Raw genomic sequence first — 22,027 nt, 5'->3', positions numbered from 1 at the left:
AGGACTAAGCCTTGCCCTGATTACGTCAAAGCGCTAGAGAAGCTGGTACATATTGGGGAGAAAAACGTTTTGTCAACGCCATATCGAGGGAGTCTATGCATTATCAATTTGACCGCAAAGTCAATGGGTTATTGTCTGACGGTTGGCGAAAACCAATGGTTTTGGCGTTCTGTCTCTTGGTATTGGTTTCGTTTAGCGGCTGCAATGAAAAAAAACAAGAAGCCTCCGGTCCTCCTCCGCCTGTTCCTGTGAAAACGATAACAGTGAAAAGCATGGATGCCCCTGATAATCTCAATGGTATTGGGCATGTGCAAGCAAAGAATACAGTGCGTATTCAGGCTCAGGTGACGGGAATTTTGAAGGAAATTCATTTTAATGAAGGTGATATGGTGCAACAGGGACAAAAGCTGTTCACTATTGACCCGGAAATGTATCAAGCCAAAGTTGCCGAAACGCAGGCGCAGTTACAGCTTGATACAGCGAAAGCAAAGCAATCTGAACGCGATTTTTTGCGGTATAAAGATCTTGTTGCACGCAATGCCGTAAGTGAGGATGAATACGAACAGTATCGTACAGCTTATGAGGCAGCTTTGGAACAAGTTCAGTACGATCAAGCGACCCTAAAAACAGCGAATATCAATTTAGGGTATTGCTTCATTAGTTCTCCGGTTTCCGGGGTCGCTGGCTTGCTGAGTGTCAAACAGGGCAATCTTGTCATGTCAAACTCCACCGAGCTTGTTACGGTGAATCAAGTACAGCCTATCAATGTGCTTTTTTCATTGCCGGAAGTCGATCTTGCTGAGATTCAAAAGTATGCAAAGAACGCTAGCCTGACCGTTGCAGTCACACCGCAAGGTGGTGGCGATCCTCATAAAGGCAAGCTGACGGTTGTCAATAATACCGTTGATGAAACGACCGGTATGATTAGCCTCCAGGCCGAATTCCTGAACGACGACCTGAAATTGTGGCCAGGGCAATTTGTTGAAGCGGCACTCACATTGCGTATCGAAAAAAACGCAGTCGTTGTTCCGAATGTGGCCGTTATGGAAAGTCAACAGGGACGATCGTCCTTTGTCGTAAAATCTGACAAGACTGTGGAACTCCGCCAGGTAGAAATCGAACGGGAAATGGGGCGGCAGTATGTCATCAAAAGTGGGTTGAAAGCCGGTGATGTGGTTGTGACAGATGGTCAACTGAAGTTGCGCCCGGGGGTTACCGTGAAGATTCTCTCTGACAACGAGAAACAAGGCGGTGAGGCGGCGCAAAAGACACCAAAAGCGAATGGTGCAGCGGCGTCTACGTCGACAGCTGCATCCGAGAGCTCCGGTTCGTCATCGACGAGCCCGACCTCGGCCCCATCGTCTCAGACCAAACAAACGCCATAACAGGCAAGGGGGCCGTTTCCCATGACCGATTTGTTTATCAAACGGCCGGTTGCCACCTGCCTGGTGATGTTCGGCCTGATTTTTTTCGGCATCAATTCGTATTTCAATTTGCCTGTCAGCGAGATGCCGAACATCGAATTTCCCACAATTGTCGTGAACGCGTCACTTCCTGGCGCCGATCCAGAAACTATGGCGTCATCGATCGCCACCCCGTTGGAGCGACAATTCTCCTCAATATCCGGACTCAATTCCATGAGTTCAACCAACTCGCTCGGTTCGACATCCATTACTCTGCAATTTGATCTTGATCGCGACGTCGATGCCGCTGGCACTGATGTCATGACGAAGATCAATGCCGCACAGGGGGATCTTCCTTCGGGTATGCCGAATCCACCAACATACACGAAAGTTAACCCCGCGGATTCTCCCGTGTTGTTCTTGCGAATATCGAGCGATTCACTCCCGTTATTCAAAGTGACGGGGTATGCCAAAACATATGTTTCTCAACGTATTTCCATGATTTCAGGCGTGGCCGAGGTCGATATTTACGGTGACCAAACGTATTCTCCACGCATCCAATTGAGTCCCGATCAGCTTGCCGCTCGTGGACTTGGTATTGATACAGTTGCTGATGCGATTGAGAATGAAACCGTCATGTTGCCCACAGGCTCACTTTATGGGCCGAATAAGCTTTATACGATTAAGGCTGATGGACAGTTGCACGACGCCGCTGCCTACAATAAACAGATTGTGGCCTATCGTGAGAAACAGCCCATCCGTATTCGTGACATTGGGAACACCATTGATTCAACGCTAAATAATCGAATCACCTGCTTCTATAATGATAAACACTCCATCATCATCGCCATCAAACGTCAAACTGGCAGTAATACTGTGGCGGTGGTGCAATCCGTACTTGATTTATTGCCTGAAATAAAAAGTACACTTCCGCAAAGTATCACCCTCGATACAATTTATTCTGGGTCGGAATCTATTTCCGAGTCCATCAATGATGTTGTCTTTACATTGCTTCTTTCGGTCGGACTTGTTGTTCTTGTCGTCTTTATGTTTTTACGCAACGTCACGGCGACATTTATCGCAGCAATGGCATTACCTGCGTCTATCATTGGGACGTTTGCCGCCATGGATGTCCTTGGTTTCTCCTTGGACAACTTGTCTGCCATGGCGCTTATTCTGGCCGTTGGGTTTGTTGTGGACGACGCCATCGTCATGATTGAAAACGTGTTTCGTCATATGGAGATGGGCAAAACCCCCATGCAAGCCTCGCTCGAAGGGGCTCGTCAGATCGGTTTTACCATTCTCTCCATGACGTTGTCGCTTGCTGTTGTTTTTGTCCCCATCATGTTTATGGCCGGTATTCTTGGTCGTATTCTCAACGAGATGGCGGTGACGATTACATCGGCTATCTTTGTCTCCGGGTTTGTGACACTGAGTTTTACGCCGATGTTGTGCAGTCGGCTTCTCAGCTCAAAACGTAAAATAGCGGAAAGCGACCCCATTTTTGGAATGCTGGAAAAGGGCTATGAGAAGGCGCTTCATTTTGCATTGCGTTGGCGCTTTATCACGCTGATCTTTTCCTTTGTCCTGTTGGGTGTCACGTTATGGTTGTTTACGGTTGTGCCTGCGGGCTTCATTCCGCCGACCGACGCCGGCTTTTTCTATGGCTTCGCTCAGTCCGAGCAAAGCGCATCGTATGACATCATGCGCGAGCGTATGAAGAAGATTGGCACGATCATCGGACAAGACCCCAATATGGTATGTTCGGTCGGGGTTGTCGGTGTCGCTGGCCCCAACTCGTCCATGAACCAGATGGCCTTCTTCCCCATCACCAAACCGCAAAGCAAACGTCCGCAACATTTTACGGCCGATCAAATCATCGCCAGCCTCTACCCGAAAGTGAATTCGATACCGGGTGTCTTTGTGTTTATGTATAACCCACCAGCCATTCAGATTGGTGGGAAAACAACAAAGAGTCAGTATCAGTTTACATTGCAGGGTCAGGATATTGATGAATTGTATTCGATGGCCAACCAATTCAAAGAAAGTATGTCGAAGATGCCTGAACTGGCAGACGTTGCTTCGGACATGCAAGGCAATGGTTTGCGTCTTAAGCTCGACATCAATCGTGACCGAGCCAACTCTTTGGGGATAACGGCCGATGCCATTGAAACAGCTCTCAAGACTGCGTACTCGTCTCGGCAGTTGACCAACTTGTATGGTACAACGGATACATACAAGGTTGTCATTGAAGTGGCTCCCGAGTTTCAGACTGATCCCGGGTTGCTGGATAAGTTATATGTGACGTCAAGCGACGGTGTTCTTGTTCCGTTATCGAACTTGGTGAAGATCACAGAAGCTCTCGGACCGCTGGTGGTAAACCATACCGGACAGTTGACGTCTGTCACGCTGTCGTTCAACACAGCTCCAGGGTATTCGTTGAGTCAGGCGATGGCAGCTTTGAAAGGAAAAGCGGCCAATGAGTTACCTGCCGATATTACGTATCTTTTTGAAGGGCAGGCGACGGCATTCTCGGAATCCATGAATAGTGTCCCGTTCCTGTTATTTTTGGCCGTTGTTGTCATTTATATCATTCTCGGGATGCTCTACGAATCGTTCATTCATCCGATTACCATTTTGTCGGGTTTGCCATCAGCGGCATTTGGTGGCCTGGTGACGTTGCTCTTCTTTGGTCGTGAGTTGGACCTGTATGGGTTTGTCGGTATCATCATGTTGATTGGTATCGTCAAGAAAAACGCCATTATGGTTATCGACTTTGCCATTGAGACCGAACACCAAGGGAAGACTCCTTTTGAAGCGGTTTTCCAAGGATGTGTCGTCCGTTTTCGTCCGATTATGATGACGACGGTTGCTGCTATTGCCGGTATTATGCCCATTGCCATTGGATTTGGAGCCGGTGGAACGTCAAGACAACCTCTCGGGTTGTGCGTGGCCGGGGGGCTCGTTATTTCGCAGGTCGTAACGCTCTTCCTGACGCCGGTCATGTACACCTACCTTGACCAATTACAGACCAAACTGTCTCCGAAGAAAGCGGAAGGCAAAGCGTAAAAACGGAAATCTTTATGAGCGGCCGGGAAAGAGTTTCTTTTCCGGCCGTATCTTTTTGATGGGGAAAGTATCTGATACGACAAGCCCCTCTTGGGGTTGCATCCTGGAAGAGGAGGATATTTGCAGTTACCGAAAGTGACTGATAGTATCTTTTTTTTGTAGTATCACATTGGAATCGCTCAAGGTTTACACAGATTCCCTGCACTCGTGTGGCATTGACGTGCAAAGACGTCAATGCCACACGAGTGCAGCGCAGCCGGAGTCCTCCCCCTCCCGACACAGAAAGTTGCATATACATCGAATTGATTTTGGAGGCGAAATGGAAACGGATCATATTGTTCGAACATCATGCCGTGGTTGCCATGGAGTATGTCAGGTTCTGGTGCACCTCGACGAGGCCGGCAACCCTATAAAGATTACCGGAGATCCCGACAGTCCGACGAGCAAAGGGTATCTCTGTCCCAAAGGCGCTGCAGGTATTGAATTAGCGAATCATCCAGACAGAATTCGTCACCCCATGCGTCGAGTTGGTCCACGTGGGAGTGGAAAATGGGAGCAAATCGGCTGGGACGAAGCCATTTCGCTCATGGTCGAAAAATTCGATACCATACGAAAGGAATCCGGTCCGGAATATATCGCTTTGTGCCAGGGGACAGGGCGGCCGTATACGGAATTTACTGGCCGATTCATTCATGCTCTGGGATCGCCGAATTTCGTTACTCCTGGGCACAATTGTTTCTTACCACGCAATATTGCTGCGGAATTGACCGTGGGTTGGCTTCCTATTGCCGACATTTACGGAGGTGGTGGCAAGTATCCTGAATGCATCGTCCTTTGGGGATGTAATTCTCCGGATACGGGCGCTGCCGACGGTATGTGTGGGGATATGGTCAAGCGAGCGATGAAGGAAGCCAAGGATGTGATCGTCATCGACCCGCGGCGAACAAAGACTGCGGCTTCGGCATCACTGCATTTGCAACTTCGACCGGGGACGGAATGCGCTCTGGCGTTGGCACTCCTTCATGTCATCGTGACCGAAGAACTCTATGACAAGAAGTTCGCGAAACGGCATTGCTTTGGGTTCGACGACGTGGAAGAGCATGTTGAGTCGTACACTCCGGAATGGGCCGAAGACATCACCCGAGTACCGGCTGACGATATCCGTCAAGCCGCCAGAATCATGGCGAAGGCGAATCCTCCGTGCTATTTGTGGGGGAATGGTATCGACACGAGTATAAACGCCTTTCAGACAAGCCGCGCTATTCTGATGCTCATGACGCTGACCGGAAGTCTCGATGTTCCGGGGGGCATGGTGCAGTGGGTGCCACCGGCAAAAATACGTTGCAAGTCACCGCAAGAGGACAAAAGCGTCCTTGGAATGCAGTTTTTGAGCAAGAAGCAAAAAGCCAAAATGATCGGGGCCGGACGATTTCCTTTTGGACCAGGGTGTCACCAGCCGACATTTTGGGATGCGTGCTTAAGTGGAGAACCCTATCGACCACGAGCTGTCTGGCTTGTCGGCACAAATCCGCTCCTGACAGCTACCCGAGGCGATCACATTGAAACGGCTTTGCGTGAACATATTGAATTCACGGTGGTTTCAGATTTCTTTATGACGCCGACAGCGGAACTCGCCGACCTGGTTTTGCCGGCAGCTCACTGGCTGGAACAGGATGATGTCGTGCATTTCCACAAAATCTGGTGTGTGCTGGCCAGAAAGAAAATCATGCAAGTCGGTGAAGCGCGAGATGACCGGGACGTCATTCTTGAGTTGGCCAATCGACTCGGCTTAAGTGAAGCCTTTCCCTGGAAAGATTGGAATGCCTATCTGGAATGGGTACTTGAGCCTTCGGGGATGAGTTTTGACGAGTTTGCCGAAAAGGGCATTGTGATGGGGAAAATGCGCTATGATAAATACTTCTTTGAAGGATTTCCCACAGAATCAAAGCGGGTCCAGATATTCTGTTTCCCGCTTATCCTTGAAAGCCGGCCACCGCTCCCCAAATTCGTGGAACCTCCATTGTCGCCCGTGTCCACCCCTGATATCGCCAAGGATTATCCGTTTATCCTCATGACTGGCTGTAAAATCTTACCGTTTTTCCACTCGGAAGGCCGTCAGATTTCATCATTGCGGAAAATGTGTCCCGAACCCCGCATAGCGATGCATCCGGCTGCATTGGAAAAGCTCGGTATCGAAGAAGGAGCCGAAGTCAAAGTCTCCACACCATACGGCGAAGTGAAACTATTCGCTAAAGTCGATGATGGTCTGCAAGAAGATGTCGTCAATGCCGACTATGGCTGGTGGTACCCCAAAGCCCCGGGACCGGGTCATAATTGGAAAGAACGCAACGTCAATCTGCTCTTCGGCCACGATCATTTCGACCCTGATTGTGGAGCAGAACCACTGAAATGCTCACTGTGCCGGGTTGAGCCGGTGTAAGTGAGGAAGAAGCAAAAGATACAACAACGGGCAGTCTCTGATGATTGCCCGTTGTTGTGATGATATAGCGATTTCTTTCAAACGCTCTGATATATCTCTCTCTACTTCGGGCATTTTCATCTTGCCCTATTTATTCAAATCTTTCCTGTAGAAACGCCAATAAGTCTGTCTGAGATCGAAACAGTTCGTCTAACGAACTCTCGATCATGCAATTGACAAGAGAATTGGCCGTGTCTCCGCCGTTTCTGAAGTCGGTCCGGATACCGTAAATGGGGCCTTTGTTGAGGGCTTTGAAGTAACCGATCTCGAAGGCGGTACCATCATCGACTTGTGTACCATCCAGGAGAGCAATGACCATGTCGGCATTTTTAAGACTGTCGATGCAGCCTTGGCAGATGTGGTGCTTTTTGTCCTCATCGGACAATGCATCGAGCACGTTCGATGGAAACAACTCAAACGGCCAAACGACCCGCCAAGCGAGATTGTGAGTGGTAAGATGTTTTTCGAGCGTGTTTTTGAGCCCGCGATGCCAGTGTTGTTCAGCTTCTGTAAACAGTGGGCCGGCTTGATAGATTGTTTTCATACGGATCGTTCCTTGTGAAAGTTTCATGCGATAGGAGGTTTGGGATGTCGAAATAAAGCCTAGATGTTGCGTTATAAGTTTGTCGTATTGAAATTTTTGATTAGCTATTGCATATTGGCGATTGGCTAAAATTCTGTTGATGTTGTTTTGCTATTCAATAATTCTGGACGTGTAATGTTTTGTATATGGCAGAAGAATATTTGGAGAGTATGAAAGGAGGTATATGATGTCTCTTTCATCCGCTGAATGTGAAAAGATAGTGTGGGCGGAGGTGAAAGATCTCAGTTTTGACACAGGGATTTCCCTGGAACAACAATCTGATATTTTACTCGCACTTTGTCGAGCGATTCGCCATGTGGACGGTCGTGATTTTAGCACAGGGGTTGATCTTCCGGAAAGAGGAAAAGATGCTGTTGCCGATGCTGTCCGGGGCATCGTACGTGATGAGTATTCGCAGCCAATTCAAAAGAATCCGTATCCTGGCCTGTTATTATGGCCGTCCATTGATGGTATTCAGCCGAATGACCCGCCACTCGCCTTTAGAACATGGGATTACAGCGATTTCGAGAAAGTGAAGCGATTCGGTCCGCTCAGAGATAAAAACACGCCCCAAAAAGTAGAGTCGCTGTATCTTTTTGCGTGTTCAGACAAGCCTATGGCCTATGGCTCACTCCTTTTTACTTCAAAGCTTTCAGAACAGAAAAGTGTCGCGGTGCCGCCGAAGTATAAGTTATGGGGAGCGTGTATCTGTATTGCTGCTCTCTTGTTTTTTCTTGTTGTTTCATTCTCCACAATGCAAATTGGTAACTTAAGCCGGCTTCGCGTCAATGAATTCGAATTTATGGAAGGCGCCAAAGCCTGTAGTATAGATACTCAAAATATTCTTACTGGGATGGATGTTTCCACTGGGCTTCTAAACGAAAAGTGGAGGTGCCGCGAGCATGAGCCTAGCGGTGATTCAAAATCGTGTTGCACTCTTTGGGAGAAGGCTAAAGAGGAAGTGTTCAGTAAGAATTGGCTTCCATGGATCGAAGGGCAGGACTATTATTTATCTGGAAAACTTAATGTAAGCCTCTTGATTCCCTTTATTGCCCTTATGGTGTCTATTGCCAGTCTCCTTGGAGGAGTGGGTCTGGCGGCGAAAGGAAATATTTTGGCGGTGTTTATCGATCCACAGAATAACCGTATGAGTCTCTCGCGCTTTCAAGCGGTGAGTTGGACGATTTTGCTTCTTGGGGGATACATAACGCTTGCGATGTTCAATATTGGTGTTTTTGCTGGAATTAAGGTGATTCTTCAGCAATTGATTGATAGTGGGAAAGAATATCAAGTCGTTATTGATCGGTTGCTCTTATTTCCAAGGATGGATTTTGATCTTTGGATTTTGCTCGGTATTACCGCAGGCTCTCCTTTTTTGAGTGCTGTCTGTTCGGGACAAAAATCCCGTATGAATCTGGAAGGAGTGAGTGCTGGATCAGCTTCTTCTATGAATTGGGCGGAGAAGCCGCGGGTTACTGATTTGTTTTTTGATGCGGATAAGCCTCGTCAAGGTCACCTTGATCTTACACGACTTCAGAACCTTGTTTTTACCAGCATGCTGCTTGTGTCGTATTTTCAGTTGCTTTTTAAGTCTTTGTCGAACATTGGGCCAGGTTCGCTGATGCTGGCCATTGAAAGCACTACGCCAGTTTTCCCAACAATGCCGTCGATCGACTCGAGTTTTTTGGCTTTGCTCGTTCTGAGTCATGGTGTCTATTTGATGAGAAAACTCCAATAGTCTCAGCATGGGTATGGCAACGTGGAGAGCCAAAAAAAACGGCTTGTTGGTGTGTTTCGCCAACAAGCCGTTTTTCTTAAAAATTTATGGTCGGGGTGAAGGGATTCGAACCCCCGGCATCCTGCTCCCAAAGCAGGCGCGCTACCAGACTGCGCCACACCCCGAGTGAGCCCTTTCATATATGGCAGAATAAAATAATATGCAAGAGTGTTGTGTGGATTTTTTTGGCCAATACTTATGTCCAGGGCGAAGAAAGACCACATGAAAAGGGCATCGCCCAAATCGAACTTTTTTTGCCCATCTTGACGAGATACCATCTTGATGCGTAAAAAGAAAACCTCGTCATAGCAACAATTGGCAGCTCCGCCCGGCAACGTATGTCGGACGGGCTGGTTTTTTTTATTCAATAACCAGGAAAACCACGTTTACAAGGACTACAATGGAACGCATTCCCATCTCGAAAACCGGATTTCGCAACCTGGAACGCGAATTGGATCGGCTCAAAGAAGAGCGGCCTGAAGTCATCGAAGCCATTAAAGTGGCGCGCGAGGAAGGTGATTTGCGCGAAAATGCCGGCTACGAGGCAGCCCGCGAACGGCAGGGACTGCTCGAAGCCCGCATCAAATATATTGAGTCTCGTCTGGCGACGTGTCAGGTCGTTGACCTTGATACGCTCGATGGAGAGACCGTTCTCTTCGGTGCCACAGTGGAAATCGAGAATGTCGATACCGGGGAGACCAAACGCTATACGTTGCTTGGACCCGATGAGGCAGAGCCCAACAACGGGAGCATTTCCATTCAATCTCCTGTGGGACAGGCCCTTTTGGGTAAGGAAGAAGGCGACGATATCATCGTGAATGCCCCTCGGGGGAAAATTAACTACGAAATCACCGCTATCGAATTTCTTGGAGAAGGTAAAACCGCACTCGCCGCCAGTTAATCCACCGCCTTCCTTTTTTCTGACCGGCGGGAGCGATCATGCTCCCGCTTTCGCTTCCGTTCTTTTTTGCTTCATGTCGTGTGGAGAGGGATGTTACGCTTCTTTTTGCGTAATCTCCCTTGTCCCTCGCTGATTTCCGTCTTACAAGATTTCAGTAATTGATATGGATTCTCAGCCGATCGCGGCGTCAGATTCAATTCTTCAGGGTATTTCCCAGAGGCTCGATATGCAGAAACGTGCTCCCGTCAAAGGCATGAGCTGTGCCTCCTGCGCAGCTCGTATTCAGAAAGTGGTTTCGGCCATGGATGGAGTTCACGATGCCTCCGTCAGCTTTGGGTCGGAATCGCTTGATGTTGATTTTGATCCGAATATGACGGATTTCAACGCGATTGCCGATAAGGTCAAGGCTATAGGCTTCGAACTGGGGCATGTTCCCGAGACGCATGGTTCTCTTCGGTTTACTATTGGGGGGATGCACTGCGCTGCCTGTTCCAGCCGCATCGAACGGATTGTCTCGGCCATGGACGGCGTGCAAGACGTTCAGGTGAGTTTGGCCGCGGAAACAGCGGAAATCAAAGCTGATCCCGACGTCTCCGTAGATTCCATCGTTCAGCGAATACAAGGACTTGGCTTTACCGCCGAGCCTATTGCCGACGGCAATGATGAGGCGATATTTGAAGAGCAGAAACGTGATACCGCCGCACGCTTGGCCAAGCAACGTCGCGACCTGATTCCTTTGCTCCTGCTAGCCGCCGCGGTGTTTGCCATCTCCATGGGACACATGGTCGGTTTGCCACTCCCGACATTCTTACAACCGCAGAAGTCCCCGTTGAGCTTTGCTCTGATCCAATTCCTTCTCGTTACACCCATTCTTCTTGTGGGACGGCGTTTTTATGTTGATGGGAGCAAGGCGTTTTTTGCCGGATCGCCCAATATGGACTCCTTGATTGCTGTGGGTACAGGAGCGGCATATATTTATAGTACGTGGAATCTGATTGAAATTCTTCTTGGTGTCGATCCCGTGGCAAAAGCCGGAGATTTGTATTTTGAATCTGCGGCAGTCATCGTGGCGTTGATTTCCTTAGGGAAATACTTTGAAGGACGCTCCAAAGTGAAAGCCGGCGACGCCGTTGCCGCACTCATGCAACTTGCCCCAGACACGGCAACCCTTGTCGATGGTGACGAAAAACGTCCAGTTCCTGTGGAGAGTCTCAAACCAGGAGACCAAATTCTTATTCGTCCTGGAGAACGAATTCCTGTCGATGGTGAAATTCTCGAAGGCAAGTCCGGCGTTGATGAGTCCATGCTGACGGGAGAGTCTATGCCGGTGACCAAAACCATTGGCGACAAGCTTGCCGGGGGAACGCTGAATGGGCAGGGCATGTTGGTCATGCGTGCCGAAAAAGTTGGCGCGGATACGGTGCTGGCTCGTATTGTCCGGCTCGTGCGGGAGGCCCAAGGTTCCAAAGCGCCTATTGCCCGCTTGGCCGATACGGTCAGCCTTTACTTTGTGCCGATCGTTATGGGGATTGCCGCTGTGAGCGGTTTGGCCTGGTATTTCATTGGGGGCGCGGATTTTTCCTTTGCGCTTCGTATTTTTATCAGCGTGATGGTCATTGCCTGCCCGTGCGCCATGGGATTGGCAACCCCGACATCGATTATGGTAGGTACTGGACGCGGCGCACGTCTTGGGGTTTTGATCAAAAGCGGTGTTGCTCTGGAGCAGGCTGGCCGTACAAACGCTCTTGTGTTCGACAAAACCGGCACCTTGACCCAAGGAAAACCGACCGTTGCTGCGATCTCTTTGGCGGGTGGGGCGGATTTTTCAGAAACCGATATTTTACGTCTAGCCGCTTCGGCTGAAGATTTGTCCGAGCATCCTCTCGCCCAAGCTATGGTGCGGGCTGCGACGGAACAGCAATTGACGTTTTCCAAACCAACGGATTTCGAAGCCGTATCCGGCAAGGGTATTCGTGCCGTGGTTGACGGCAAGGCCATTCTCGTTGGCACGGCGGCATTTTTACGTGAAGAGCATATCGACCCCATTGATGTCCGCGCTGCGGAAGCTGCGGCTGAACTCGGCCAGACACCTGTCCATGTTGCCATTGAGGGAGCTCACGTCGCGTGTCTGGCGATTGCCGATACCCTCAAGCCCGAGGCAATCGAGGTTGTTCGTCAATTACATGATATGGGGTTGCGTGTCGTCATGCTGACGGGGGACATGCGCAAAACGGCTGAAGCCGTAGCCGCGCAGGCTGGTATCGATCAGGTGTTTGCGGAAGTTCGTCCAGAGGGGAAAGCCGACAAAGTCGCTGAACTCAAAGCGGAAGGCGCGCAGACCGCCATGGTTGGCGATGGTGTCAATGATGCTCCGGCATTAGCCACGGCCGATGTTGGTATCAGTATGGGGACGGGGATTGATGTGGCGATTGAAGCCGGTGATATTGTTGTCATGCGCGGGGATCTTCATGGCGTCGTGACCGCCCTGAAACTGAGCCGAGCCACGATTGCCAATATCAAACAAAATTTGTTTTGGGCGTTTGCCTATAATGTTCTTGGTATTCCTGTTGCCGCTGGAGTTCTCCATATTTACGGTGGGCCCACACTCAACCCAATGATAGCCGGGGCGGCCATGGCGTTGAGTTCGGTTTCTGTCGTAAGTAATGCGTTGCGTTTACGATTCTTCAAGGGATAATGGTGAGCGTAAGGACAGTGCGTGAAGAGGGGCGTACCCCCTCCCTTGTTGAAATCAAAATGTCGAAATATACTTCGTCATAAATATGTTCCCGATGAAGGAGGGACGTTATGGAAACTCATATTTTTCAGATCGCTCCAAGCGCAGCAAGAACCTGGTGGGTGTATGTGGTGATGGGATCGGCTGCTGTCTTGATTATCGCAGCATTTTTTTTTGTACAGTATATGGTCAAGTCTGCGCTCCGTGCTTCATTCGAGGTCAGTCAGAACGAACTCGTTATCCATGGGGGATTTTATGGCCGTTCTATTCCTCTTCGCGACTTGATTCTTGATGAAGCGTTAAAGATAACGATGGGGAAAGACGCTCCGGTACGTATCAGAGCGAAGCGCAATGGGGTCAGTATGTCAGGTCTTAAGTCCGGGTGGTTCTCCTTGAGTACACCGCAAGGAAGGCAAAAAGGGCTTCTTTTTCTGACTGATGCCACGCGAGCCGTTTATATTCCAACGCGTCAGGGGTACGCGCTTTTGCTTTCACCTGAAGATCCTGCGGGGTTTCTTGCCGCACTGCATTGAGAATGTAAAAATTTTGTAACATCGTCGTACGGTTAAGCGAGACAATGATCGTTTCATTGTTTCAATAGATGTGATTAGCTTTTCTATTTTAAATAGTTGTCATAGTAGAATTGTCTCCGCCACGTAACGGTATTACGGCGACAGTCACATTCTTCCATTGGATTCTGGGGTATGTCGCCGTCCTCTGGTGAAAGAAGAACGTGATTCGATTTGTGCCGTCCTGGCACTTGATACTCAACGGAACTCTTTCTTTTGTATTTTGAATCTCTCCTGCCTGCTCCTTGTGTTCCTCTCTAATAATTCAAGTCTTTATTGACCTTATTGTCTATGAAGGCGATGTTTTCTGCGTTTGACCTGTTAAAGAGAACGTAATATTGAAAGTAATAGGTATGACAGTGAATATGATGAATTACAGTTCGTATTTTCTTATTGGACGATTTTTTAGGGTTGCCTATGAATAATAATTTTTTGAGATTGTTGTTGAATATCTATACGGTTCAAAAAGACGAGTATAGACGATGGAAGATTGATCGTTATGCCGATTTTTATAGAGTATTGCCGATTGGAGGAATTATACTCGTCTTCTCACTGTGGGGATGGGACTGGGTTATTGACAGTGCGAGTGCTATGGACACATTGAAGATACGGCTTCTTATGTGTTTGGTCTTTTTGCTTTCTTTCGCTGTATTGTTCGTTAAAACTACAAGGACGCATTTTTATAGTGCCGTCTTTTTTGTTGTGTCTCTCGTGGAATTGCATCTCTTTATTCTTGTGTTACGGTCTCTCCGTGATGGATTTATACATGGTATTCCAGGTTTTTTGTATTGGTATATTTTTTCACCATTGGCATGCTTGTTTTTGCCGTTAGGTGTTGTCGTCGTGACAATGCTGATTCTCGTTTTGTACCCGGTTATTCTCTCGTATTTTATGCATCTTCAAGGTTTAGATTTGCCAATCTATAACACGATAATATGGCCAGCAGTGATAACGACTATGTTTCTGTCGTATGTTCTCGATAAACTCAACCAAAAGTTGTTTCTTACATCGACAGAAAATGCAATGTTACGTGATTATGATACCTTGACAGGTGTTTTTAATCGCAGGAAATTGTTTGATATTGCGAATGTACTTGTTGGAAATTGTAGTGTGCCGGATGAGAAGACATCGGTTGCGATATTTGATATCGACGATTTCAAAGTAATCAATGATCGATATGGACATCTTGTTGGTGACCGAGCTATACGGCATATTATAGATATTATAAGAAGTTTATTGAGAAAGACAGATGTGCTGGGCCGGTTTGGCGGAGATGAATTTATCATGATTCTCCCTGGTTCTTCTCTTCGAGAAGCATTGAATGCTATAGAACGCATTCGCAATTCAATAGAATCTACGCCTCTGCTTCTGGATGAATCTATAAAAATTACAATTAGTGTCGGACTGACAGAGTACTGTGATCGGGACCATACATTCGATGACGCTATTGTCCGTGCGGACACTGCGCTCTATAAAGCGAAGAAGCTTGGAAAGAATAAAATTATTTTATCGGATTGATTGTACTTCGTGTCTGATATGATTGCCCTGTGCATTCCCTCCTTTTGGTAACAGGCGGAATTGCCCCTCTTCGTCAGACGGTATTGTTACAAATAGCGATGACGTAACGTTGTTCAGGGGAGTATGTTTTTTGTCTCGTCTCCAGGCCACTGAAAGAGAGCATTGAGACGATCCCAGAACGAGCGCCCAAGTAATGTCAGTCCAACAATGCCGAACGCCTCACCGACAAGAAGCAACCACGCCAGAACGGAAAGTTCGGCAGGTGTATGCGGAAAGAAGAAGAGATCAATAATAATGGCATAGTGGGGGAGAAAACTGAGTAAGAAGAGTGTGATACCAGCGCGGTGACGCGTGCGACTGATCGGTTGGGACTCGCTTTCAGGAAGAGGGGGACGTCGGAAAATTTTGAGGATTTTTGTTTTTATGGCTGCAATAAATTCTTTGCCAAGAAGTGCTGCTGCGCCGATGAAGGCCACTTCCCCCGTCGCAAGTATGGTCAATACAAATGCTCCGGATTCCGCCAAAGACAACCCCAAGAACGGAAGTATCGTGACAAGCAAAAATGGCAAACAACTATAGGCCAAGAGTCCGATCCCTGTATAATATTTCCAACCTCTCTTCATATTTCTCTCCATAGAATATTGAGAAAAAACAACTTATCTTTGGATGAATACACAACAATAATATCTTTTCGTTGTGGCAGCTATGTCACACTCCAGAGATCTCTCTCACATTTTCTTGTGCAATCTACATGATTTTTTCTTGTTTTTGCAACATGGTTTATCGTGAAGATAATACCGTGTTATGCGTACTCCCTTGATGACAAGAAGTTCCTCTTTGTGTATTTTTCGACAAATCATCACCATAGATTATCTTTTCGGAGCAGGATCATGTGGATACGGTGGTATCTGTTACTTCTTGTGCTATTGACCCTTTCTGTGCCTGGTTGTTCTCAGTCACCGGAATCGGTTGAAAGGCCAGCCTTACGAGTCGGGTGGGTATATTGGCCCGGCTGGTACCCTGCTGTTATTGCAAAAGAAAAAGGGTTTTTTGCAAAACATGGGGTCAAGGTGGAACTTGTTTTGTACAATACCTATACAGACATTTTTTCCGATTTTGCTGCGGGAAAGTTGGATGCGACGTATGCAGGGTTCTATGAGCTGTTGAAGATCAACATTCCCGATATGAAAATCGTCATGGCCACAGATTATTCTGATGGAGCAGAAGGACTTGTGGTAACCCCGGACATCAGAGTGCCAACCGATCTCAAGGGAAAACGTGTTGGTATTCAAGGTGGATTATCCGGTAGCGAGTTTTTGATTGTGACAATGTTGAGACGGTATGGTGTACCACGCAGTGCATTAACTCTGGTGGATGTCGGTCCGGAGATTGTTTTGGAAACAATGCCGGAACGTATTCAAGCCGGTTATACCTGGGAGCCGTATTTATCGTCGTCGTGTGACAGAGGATATCGTGTATTGTTTAGCACAGCGGACATGCCGGGAATGATTCTTGATGTTTTTGCTGTTCAGGGATCGGTCGTCGCTCAACGCAAAGCCGATGTTCAGGCGTATGTCGATGCATGGTTTGAAGCGCAACAGTATTGGCTGGATCACCAAGAAGAGGGAAACGCCCTGATTGCCGAAGCGATAGGGCTTGATCAGCAATCCATTTCTTTATCAGGATGTCATATATTGACGTACGACGATAATGAAACGGTATTCACAAAAGAATCACCGCTGTCATTGTACAACGTTGGAGAAAAGTTGATTTCATTTATTATCGGATTGGGAGATGCCACAAGCGTTCCTGCATTAGATCAAGTCATTGACCCTGAGTTTATTGACGTCGTACAAGCACTCCATAATCCATGTCTGCGCAGATTGAAGACAATGTACATGGCAGAGGAGGCCAAAGCACAGAAGCAACATCTTCTGCTGACTCCCGTCCCACAAAAAAACTCTCCTCCATGCAGGTCTGGGGTGTGGGCGTCGTTGTGGCATCTGCTCCTACTGTGCTTAGCTATCATTATCTTATGTCCATGGTCGTTTTAGGGAATCCTCATCCTCTCTGGTTGTTCAGTCCTTTGGCGTTACTTTTTTTCCCTGTGCTTTTTACAGTACGTGCCTTTTATGGTCGAGCTCGCTTACAGACTCGTCTGTTAAGCGCGTTTTTATTGATGTCGCTTGTGCCTGTCGGTGTCTTGGCTATACTTGATCAACACGCCACGTCACAGGCACTAGTGGAAAATAGCCGACAGGTCATGCAAAACGCGTTGGCGCAATCAGCTTCGGCTCTAGACCACTTTATCGATGCGAATCTGGCCACGGTACGTACCGAATCCATGATACCGCAATTTGCCAAATTTCTTGAATTACCGGCAGCAATACGTGCTGACAGCCAGCAAGAACGGGAAGTTATGGCTCTTCTCATGTCCTTAAAGCGGCGTGATGAAATCAATATTACATCCATCGCCTTACTGGATCGCCATGGAGTGGCCGTGGCCGATACGTTTGGTGGTGAAATTGGTGCAGAGAAGTCGGACAGAGACTATTTTCGCGAACCCATGGAAACGGGTTTACCATACGTTTCAACCGTTGGTTTGACGGCCTGGTCACAGCAACCGGCGTTATATTTCAGTTGTCCGGTGCGTGGCTCTGAAGGACGAATTCTTGGTGTGCTCCGTATTCGCTACAATGCCGTGGTTCTGAAACGACTTCTCAGTTCGAAAACTCATGAGAAGGGGTCTGACTTTAAACTGATACTGTTCGATGAACACGGCATTCGTTTGGTGGATACGGCAAGACCTGATTTAACATTGACACCGGGATTTCCTCTGGATGAGGAGACAAGAAAAAACTTAATCACCCGTCGACATTTGCTTAGTAATGCCGCGGATGTCAGTGTTACAGGGCAAACGCTCGATGTGTTGGCGGAGACTGCGCCGGAATTTTTTAGAGCTGCACTGCATGGTCGTGGAAGCGATAGCAGTCTCAATGTAAAGACCCGTATTCAAAGTAGACCGTGGACTCTTGTTTTAGGATATTCCGAAGTCGACAATGCAGAGCGCATTGAGATGCAGATGCGTAACGCCTTATTATTGATATTGGGCATTACGCTGGCCGTTGTGCTTGGTTCCGTGGTTGTTGCTCGGGGAATAACCGGGCCTTTGCTTCGCTTGACCGATGCTGCTCAAGCCATTTCCAAGGGGGAACGCGGTGAAATTGAGCTCTTGAATACTGGCGATGAAATTGGAGACCTTGCTTCAATGTTCAATGCGATGAGCCAGGCTTTACAAGCATCTCGACAGCGTCTTTTGGCTTCGGGAGCGCGCTTGCAATCGCTGTTGGATACTTTGCCCGACTCTGTGTTGATTCATAAGGAAGACGGCTCCATCGTTGACGTTAACCGAAATTTCGAAGTGATGTTTGGTTACAGTGCGCAGGAAGCCCACACCCTTTCCATCGAGGAAATTAGTGGGGGAGGACTTACACAAGGTGACGCTATAAAGTGTCTGGAATCGTCCTTGACGCAAGACTATGTCATGTATGACTGGATTTCACGGCGTCGGGATGGGAATGAGTTTCCCTCGCGAATTCGATTACGGAAACTTTTACTCCCTGAAGGTGCCCGCATTATGGTGGTCTTGAGTGATGTTACCGTGCAAAAGAACGCCGAGCAAGCCATGTTGCGAGTTCATGAGGAACTCGAACAAAAGGTTGCGGCGCGTACACATGATCTTTTAGAGGCCAATAAAAAACTCTTGCACCTTGATGAACTCAAAAATGCCTTTATTGCGTCCGCATCGCACGAGTTACGTACTCCGCTGACATCGGTTTTGGGGTTTGCCAAGGTTACGGGGAAGCACTTTGAGAAATATATGTTACCAGCAGTCCGCAACGATGCCACCTTGGTACAGCGTGGTCAACTTATGCTGGAAAATCTACGGATAATTGAAAGTGAAGGACTCCGTTTGTCCAGGCTTATCAATGACCTCTTAGATCTCAATAAAATAGAATCTGGGAAGTGCGAATGGCGCAATGAACTCGTTCATTTGCCTGAAGAAGTTTTTTTGGCAGCGCGTACCATGGAAGCAGAATTCAAGAAGAAGCCTGACGTTCATTTAACATTTGATGTGGATAACAATGTTCCACCGCTCGTCATTGATCGAGATCGCATCCGCCAAGTGTTTTTGAACCTTCTTTCCAATGCACTGAAATTCACGCAATCAGGAAATATCTGTTTTCGACTGAGGAGGGATGCCAATGGAATGATCGGTGGAGCAATCGAAGATAATGGCACAGGCATTCCCAATGACGATCAAAAACGTGTCTTTGATAAGTTCTATCAAGTCGCTCCGCTTGAACCTGGCCAAACCAAGAGTCAGGGAACCGGCTTGGGGCTGTCTATCTGTCGGCAGATTGTAGAACATTATGGCGGTCGCATCTGGATTGAGTCTGAACTCGGCAAAGGATGCACTGTCCATTTTCTTCTGCCGTTGACCAAAAAGCATGATCTGGATGGGCCTATGGCTGGCCAGCATGAACATACCGTGTTTGTTTGAATACATACTGGGCTGTAAGATACAGTCAGTTTGTATGAATTTCGTGCAACGGTTTGTCAGGTTGTACGATGTCTTGAACCGCTGTAAACGCGACTGTGTCTTTTGGTTTTTGGCTGATAGTTCTTCACTGTGTTCTTAGTCTATCAATACTGGCCGTTCCCCATTATATCGCCATCTGCCGTCTGTCATGTGGAGCCCGCCCCACCAACGGTCAATCGTATTGTATTCAAAAAAATCAGCACTGTTTGCAAGAAGTTGGTGTCCGAAGTCGGTCAGGCCTATTGGATCGCATGGAGAAACAAACGGGGTTAAGGCAGGGGTTGCCGTGGATGATAGACCATGCATGACATACCAGAACATGGCATCGCCAAGGTACGGGGCGTTTTCCAGTTCAAAAAAATTTCGACGGAAAATTCGAACCGGCGTGGGATCGCCTTGAGCTGCGGCTTCAAGAATGCGGCGCTCGGTCAACGAGAGACCGTTTGTGGTCCAAGGCAACTCCTGAAGGTGTCGTTTTAACGCGGCAGCCAACCAAGGGAGGCCGGGGTGTTCGGATTGAGCGAAATGGTAGAGGGTTTCAGGATCGGACGTACAAAACGCTGTCCAGGCTTGAAGCCCACAGGCAACCATTTCGGCTGTGAGCGGTTCCGCATCGCGTTCCAATGCTGCAAGTTCGCGGGGTTTGAGGTTGCCAAGCCCAAAGAAGCCGGCTTTGCCAACAAAACGGCTCACGTTGACGAGTCGGACTTTGCGCCAAGTGTCGTCCATCTCGGCCAATTCGGCAAGAATGCGAATGAGAATGCTCTGATCATACAAATCATGCTCGAACCAGAGCACAATATCATCAAACGTTTGAAGACGATCCAAGGTAGCGTATTGCTGTTCCAGGCGTTGTTCTTCCTTCTCAGGAGTGTCGAACCCGTAGGCATGAGCCAGAAAATGAGAACGTGCTGCAATAACGGAGTCGTCGCGACCAACTCCAAGCAGAGGACCTTGGCAGACGGGGTCGGAAAATTCGAAGAACGTTCCCTCGAGTCTCGCCAAATCGAGAAGATCACGGATATCCGAACCACAGCGAACATGCATACGTCGCATTGAAAGTCTCCTTTTTGCACAGCTATCGGATGCAGTGATACGACTCTAAAGAGTCATTGACCTGAAGGCGGAGAGAGAAACCCGAGGGAGTTGGGTTGCATTTGGATGTGGAACCTACCGTATCCATGAAAAAGTGACAAGTAATGGATGATGTATTTGTGAAGTATTTCACGTGGTTGTTTTCGTCGGGCAAGGTCTTGTGTAAAACATGGCGACGAATGCGTGACATTGGATTGCACAATATCTGTGCCTGTCGTAGAAGCGTATAGGGAAGAAAAGGAGGCAACGATGAAAGAGTATCGTTTTCAGGGGGTTGGTTTGTCTCGGTTAGAGATGATCGATGCCGACACGCCTTCAGTGACGGGCAGGCAGGTTGTTGTGTCCATGCGGGCATTTGCGTTGAATTATAGGGATCTTCTTGTTGCTGAAGGGCGTTATGGATTGTCATCAATACAAGGGCTTCGTCCATTCTCTGACGGTGTTGGCATTGTGAAACGCGTTGGTCCTGATGTTGTCGGCCTTTCGAAAGGCGACAGAGTCATGACAAGCTTCTTTCGTGATTGGACATCAGGCAAACCGACTCCAGAAGGATGTACATCGGACTTGGGGGGGAATGTCGATGGCGTTTTGGCAGAAGAGGTTGTGCTCCCGGAACATGCTCTTGTTCCAGCGCCGCATCATCTTGCCGATGTGGAGGCCGCGACATTACCATGCGCTGGTGTCACCGCCTATAATGCTCTCGTTGCTCGGGGGGATTTGCTCCCCGGCCAAACCGTCTTGACACTGGGCTCGGGCGGAGTCTCCCTTTATGCCATACGTATCGCTTCAGCGCTTGGGGCTCGAGTTATCGCGACGACAAGTGACGACACCAAGGCAGCATGGCTGTTGCATCAGGGGGCTCACGATGTGATCAATTACAAGACGAATCCTGATTGGCCCAATGCCGTGAAAACGCTGACGGATGGTCGTGGAGTGGATCACGTCGTCGAAGTCGGTGGTGTCGGGACGCTTGCCATGTCTATGGAATGTCTCGCTATGGGGGGACACATTGCCTATATTGGCGTGCTGACAGGAAAAGATGGTGCCATCAATCCTTTCCCTCTTCTTGCTAAATCTGCTCGCTTAGATGGAATTTACGTTGGATCGCGACAAATATTAGATGAGTTGGGGAAATTTATGGGGCGTTATGACGTACGGCCTTATGTTGATCGTATCTTCCCGTTCGACGAAGTCCACAAGGCTTATGCGTTTCTTGCGTCAGGGCAACACAAGGGAAAAGTTGTTGTCGCCATCCAAGATTCGTAAGCTTTGAAACAAAATAAACGACGTCAATCT

14 protein-coding genes and 1 tRNA gene are annotated in these 22,027 nt (G+C 48.3%); 11 read left to right on the top strand and 4 right to left on the bottom strand.

Annotated features, from left to right (window positions below):
• Positions 1-95 precede the first annotated feature (95 nt).
• The 3 genes from G451_RS31615 (at position 96) to G451_RS0124830 (ending at position 6,912) form a co-directional block, all read left to right on the top strand.
• The gene (locus G451_RS31615) at positions 96-1,385 is read left to right on the top strand and encodes an efflux RND transporter periplasmic adaptor subunit (protein ID WP_051261884.1); all 1,290 of its coding nucleotides are present in this window, start codon (positions 96-98) and stop codon (positions 1,383-1,385) included.
• A gap of 21 nt (positions 1,386-1,406) precedes the next feature.
• Positions 1,407-4,472: an efflux RND transporter permease subunit gene (locus tag G451_RS0124835; RefSeq protein ID WP_027186349.1), complete on the top strand. Its 3,066-nt coding sequence runs from the start codon at positions 1,407-1,409 to the stop codon at positions 4,470-4,472.
• 319 nt (positions 4,473-4,791) lie between these two features.
• Positions 4,792-6,912 carry a molybdopterin-containing oxidoreductase family protein gene (locus G451_RS0124830; RefSeq protein ID WP_084448771.1) on the top strand — a complete coding sequence of 707 codons (2,121 nt, stop codon included), beginning with the start codon at positions 4,792-4,794 and terminating at the stop codon, positions 6,910-6,912.
• Between the two features lie 130 nt (positions 6,913-7,042).
• Here the strand turns inward: G451_RS0124830 and G451_RS0124825 are convergent, their stop codons facing one another.
• Complete coding sequence (locus G451_RS0124825; protein WP_027186347.1) at positions 7,043-7,495, bottom strand: nucleoside 2-deoxyribosyltransferase; 453 nt, start codon at positions 7,493-7,495, stop codon at positions 7,043-7,045.
• A gap of 223 nt (positions 7,496-7,718) precedes the next feature.
• Here G451_RS0124825 and G451_RS0124820 point away from each other — a divergent pair, with 223 nt between their 5' ends.
• On the top strand, positions 7,719-9,272 hold the full coding sequence (locus G451_RS0124820) for a hypothetical protein (RefSeq protein ID WP_156921817.1): 1,554 nt from the start codon (positions 7,719-7,721) through the stop codon (positions 9,270-9,272).
• A gap of 87 nt (positions 9,273-9,359) precedes the next feature.
• On the opposite strand, the gene G451_RS0124815 is transcribed toward G451_RS0124820, so the two are convergent.
• A tRNA-Pro gene (locus G451_RS0124815) sits at positions 9,360-9,436 on the bottom strand.
• Between the two features lie 275 nt (positions 9,437-9,711).
• Here G451_RS0124815 and greA point away from each other — a divergent pair.
• The 4 genes from greA to G451_RS33355 all read left to right on the top strand — a co-directional run bounded on the left by greA (position 9,712) and on the right by G451_RS33355 (position 15,033).
• The gene (gene greA / locus G451_RS0124805; protein WP_027186345.1) at positions 9,712-10,212 is read left to right on the top strand and encodes a transcription elongation factor GreA; all 501 of its coding nucleotides are present in this window, start codon (positions 9,712-9,714) and stop codon (positions 10,210-10,212) included.
• A 226-nt stretch (positions 10,213-10,438) separates the two neighbouring features.
• Complete coding sequence (locus G451_RS0124800; protein ID WP_027186344.1) at positions 10,439-12,907, top strand: heavy metal translocating P-type ATPase; 2,469 nt, start codon at positions 10,439-10,441, stop codon at positions 12,905-12,907.
• A 110-nt stretch (positions 12,908-13,017) separates the two neighbouring features.
• The gene (locus G451_RS31610; RefSeq protein WP_034644000.1) at positions 13,018-13,479 is read left to right on the top strand and encodes a PH domain-containing protein; all 462 of its coding nucleotides are present in this window, start codon (positions 13,018-13,020) and stop codon (positions 13,477-13,479) included.
• Positions 13,480-13,932: 453 nt separating this feature from the next.
• Positions 13,933-15,033, top strand: a complete 1,101-nt coding sequence (locus G451_RS33355; RefSeq protein WP_051261883.1) for a GGDEF domain-containing protein — start codon at positions 13,933-13,935, stop codon at positions 15,031-15,033.
• A gap of 113 nt (positions 15,034-15,146) precedes the next feature.
• Here the strand turns inward: G451_RS33355 and G451_RS0124785 are convergent, their stop codons facing one another.
• Entirely contained in the window at positions 15,147-15,656 is a 510-nt protein-coding gene (locus G451_RS0124785) for a transporter suffix domain-containing protein (protein WP_027186343.1), read from the bottom strand.
• 267 nt (positions 15,657-15,923) lie between these two features.
• Here G451_RS0124785 and G451_RS0124780 point away from each other — a divergent pair, with 267 nt between their 5' ends.
• Both G451_RS0124780 and G451_RS33350 read left to right on the top strand, forming a co-directional pair.
• On the top strand, positions 15,924-17,087 hold the full coding sequence (locus tag G451_RS0124780) for an ABC transporter substrate-binding protein (RefSeq protein WP_027186342.1): 1,164 nt from the start codon (positions 15,924-15,926) through the stop codon (positions 17,085-17,087).
• Complete coding sequence (locus G451_RS33350) at positions 17,030-19,597, top strand: sensor histidine kinase (RefSeq protein WP_169727938.1); 2,568 nt, start codon at positions 17,030-17,032, stop codon at positions 19,595-19,597. The genes G451_RS0124780 and G451_RS33350 overlap by 58 nt, the downstream gene beginning before the upstream one ends.
• Before the next feature lie 135 nt (positions 19,598-19,732).
• On the opposite strand, the gene G451_RS31595 is transcribed toward G451_RS33350, so the two are convergent.
• Complete coding sequence (locus G451_RS31595) at positions 19,733-20,692, bottom strand: DUF1835 domain-containing protein (protein ID WP_051261881.1); 960 nt, start codon at positions 20,690-20,692, stop codon at positions 19,733-19,735.
• A 288-nt stretch (positions 20,693-20,980) separates the two neighbouring features.
• On the opposite strand from G451_RS31595, the gene G451_RS0124765 reads away from it, so the two are divergent.
• A complete protein-coding gene (locus G451_RS0124765) occupies positions 20,981-21,997 on the top strand; it encodes a zinc-dependent alcohol dehydrogenase family protein (RefSeq protein WP_027186341.1) in 1,017 nt (338 codons plus the stop codon).
• Positions 21,998-22,027: the final 30 nt, after the last annotated feature.

This window comes from Desulfovibrio inopinatus DSM 10711 (assembly GCF_000429305.1).
Taxonomy (GTDB): Bacteria; Desulfobacterota; Desulfovibrionia; order Desulfovibrionales; family Desulfovibrionaceae; genus Alteridesulfovibrio; species Alteridesulfovibrio inopinatus.
Note: the sequence above shows the minus strand (reverse complement) of the source record. Positions and strands in the feature narration are given on the sequence as shown.

Bases quoted from the DNA above. Each gene is read 5' to 3' on its own strand.
- G451_RS0124825 (WP_027186347.1), bottom strand. From the start codon at position 7,495: ATGAAAACAATCTATCAAGCCGGCCCACTGTTTACAGAAGCTGAACAA.
- G451_RS0124800 (WP_027186344.1), top strand. From the start codon at position 10,439: ATGCAGAAACGTGCTCCCGTCAAAGGCATGAGCTGTGCCTCCTGCGCA.
- G451_RS0124765 (WP_027186341.1), top strand. From the start codon at position 20,981: ATGAAAGAGTATCGTTTTCAGGGGGTTGGTTTGTCTCGGTTAGAGATG.
- G451_RS31610 (WP_034644000.1), top strand. From the start codon at position 13,018: ATGGAAACTCATATTTTTCAGATCGCTCCAAGCGCAGCAAGAACCTGG.
- greA (WP_027186345.1), top strand. From the start codon at position 9,712: ATGGAACGCATTCCCATCTCGAAAACCGGATTTCGCAACCTGGAACGC.
- G451_RS0124785 (WP_027186343.1), bottom strand. From the start codon at position 15,656: ATGAAGAGAGGTTGGAAATATTATACAGGGATCGGACTCTTGGCCTAT.
- G451_RS0124835 (WP_027186349.1), top strand. From the start codon at position 1,407: ATGACCGATTTGTTTATCAAACGGCCGGTTGCCACCTGCCTGGTGATG.
- G451_RS31615 (WP_051261884.1), top strand. From the start codon at position 96: ATGCATTATCAATTTGACCGCAAAGTCAATGGGTTATTGTCTGACGGT.
- G451_RS0124820 (WP_156921817.1), top strand. From the start codon at position 7,719: ATGATGTCTCTTTCATCCGCTGAATGTGAAAAGATAGTGTGGGCGGAG.
- G451_RS0124830 (WP_084448771.1), top strand. From the start codon at position 4,792: ATGGAAACGGATCATATTGTTCGAACATCATGCCGTGGTTGCCATGGA.
- G451_RS31595 (WP_051261881.1), bottom strand. From the start codon at position 20,692: ATGCGACGTATGCATGTTCGCTGTGGTTCGGATATCCGTGATCTTCTC.
- G451_RS33355 (WP_051261883.1), top strand. From the start codon at position 13,933: ATGAATAATAATTTTTTGAGATTGTTGTTGAATATCTATACGGTTCAA.
- G451_RS0124780 (WP_027186342.1), top strand. From the start codon at position 15,924: ATGTGGATACGGTGGTATCTGTTACTTCTTGTGCTATTGACCCTTTCT.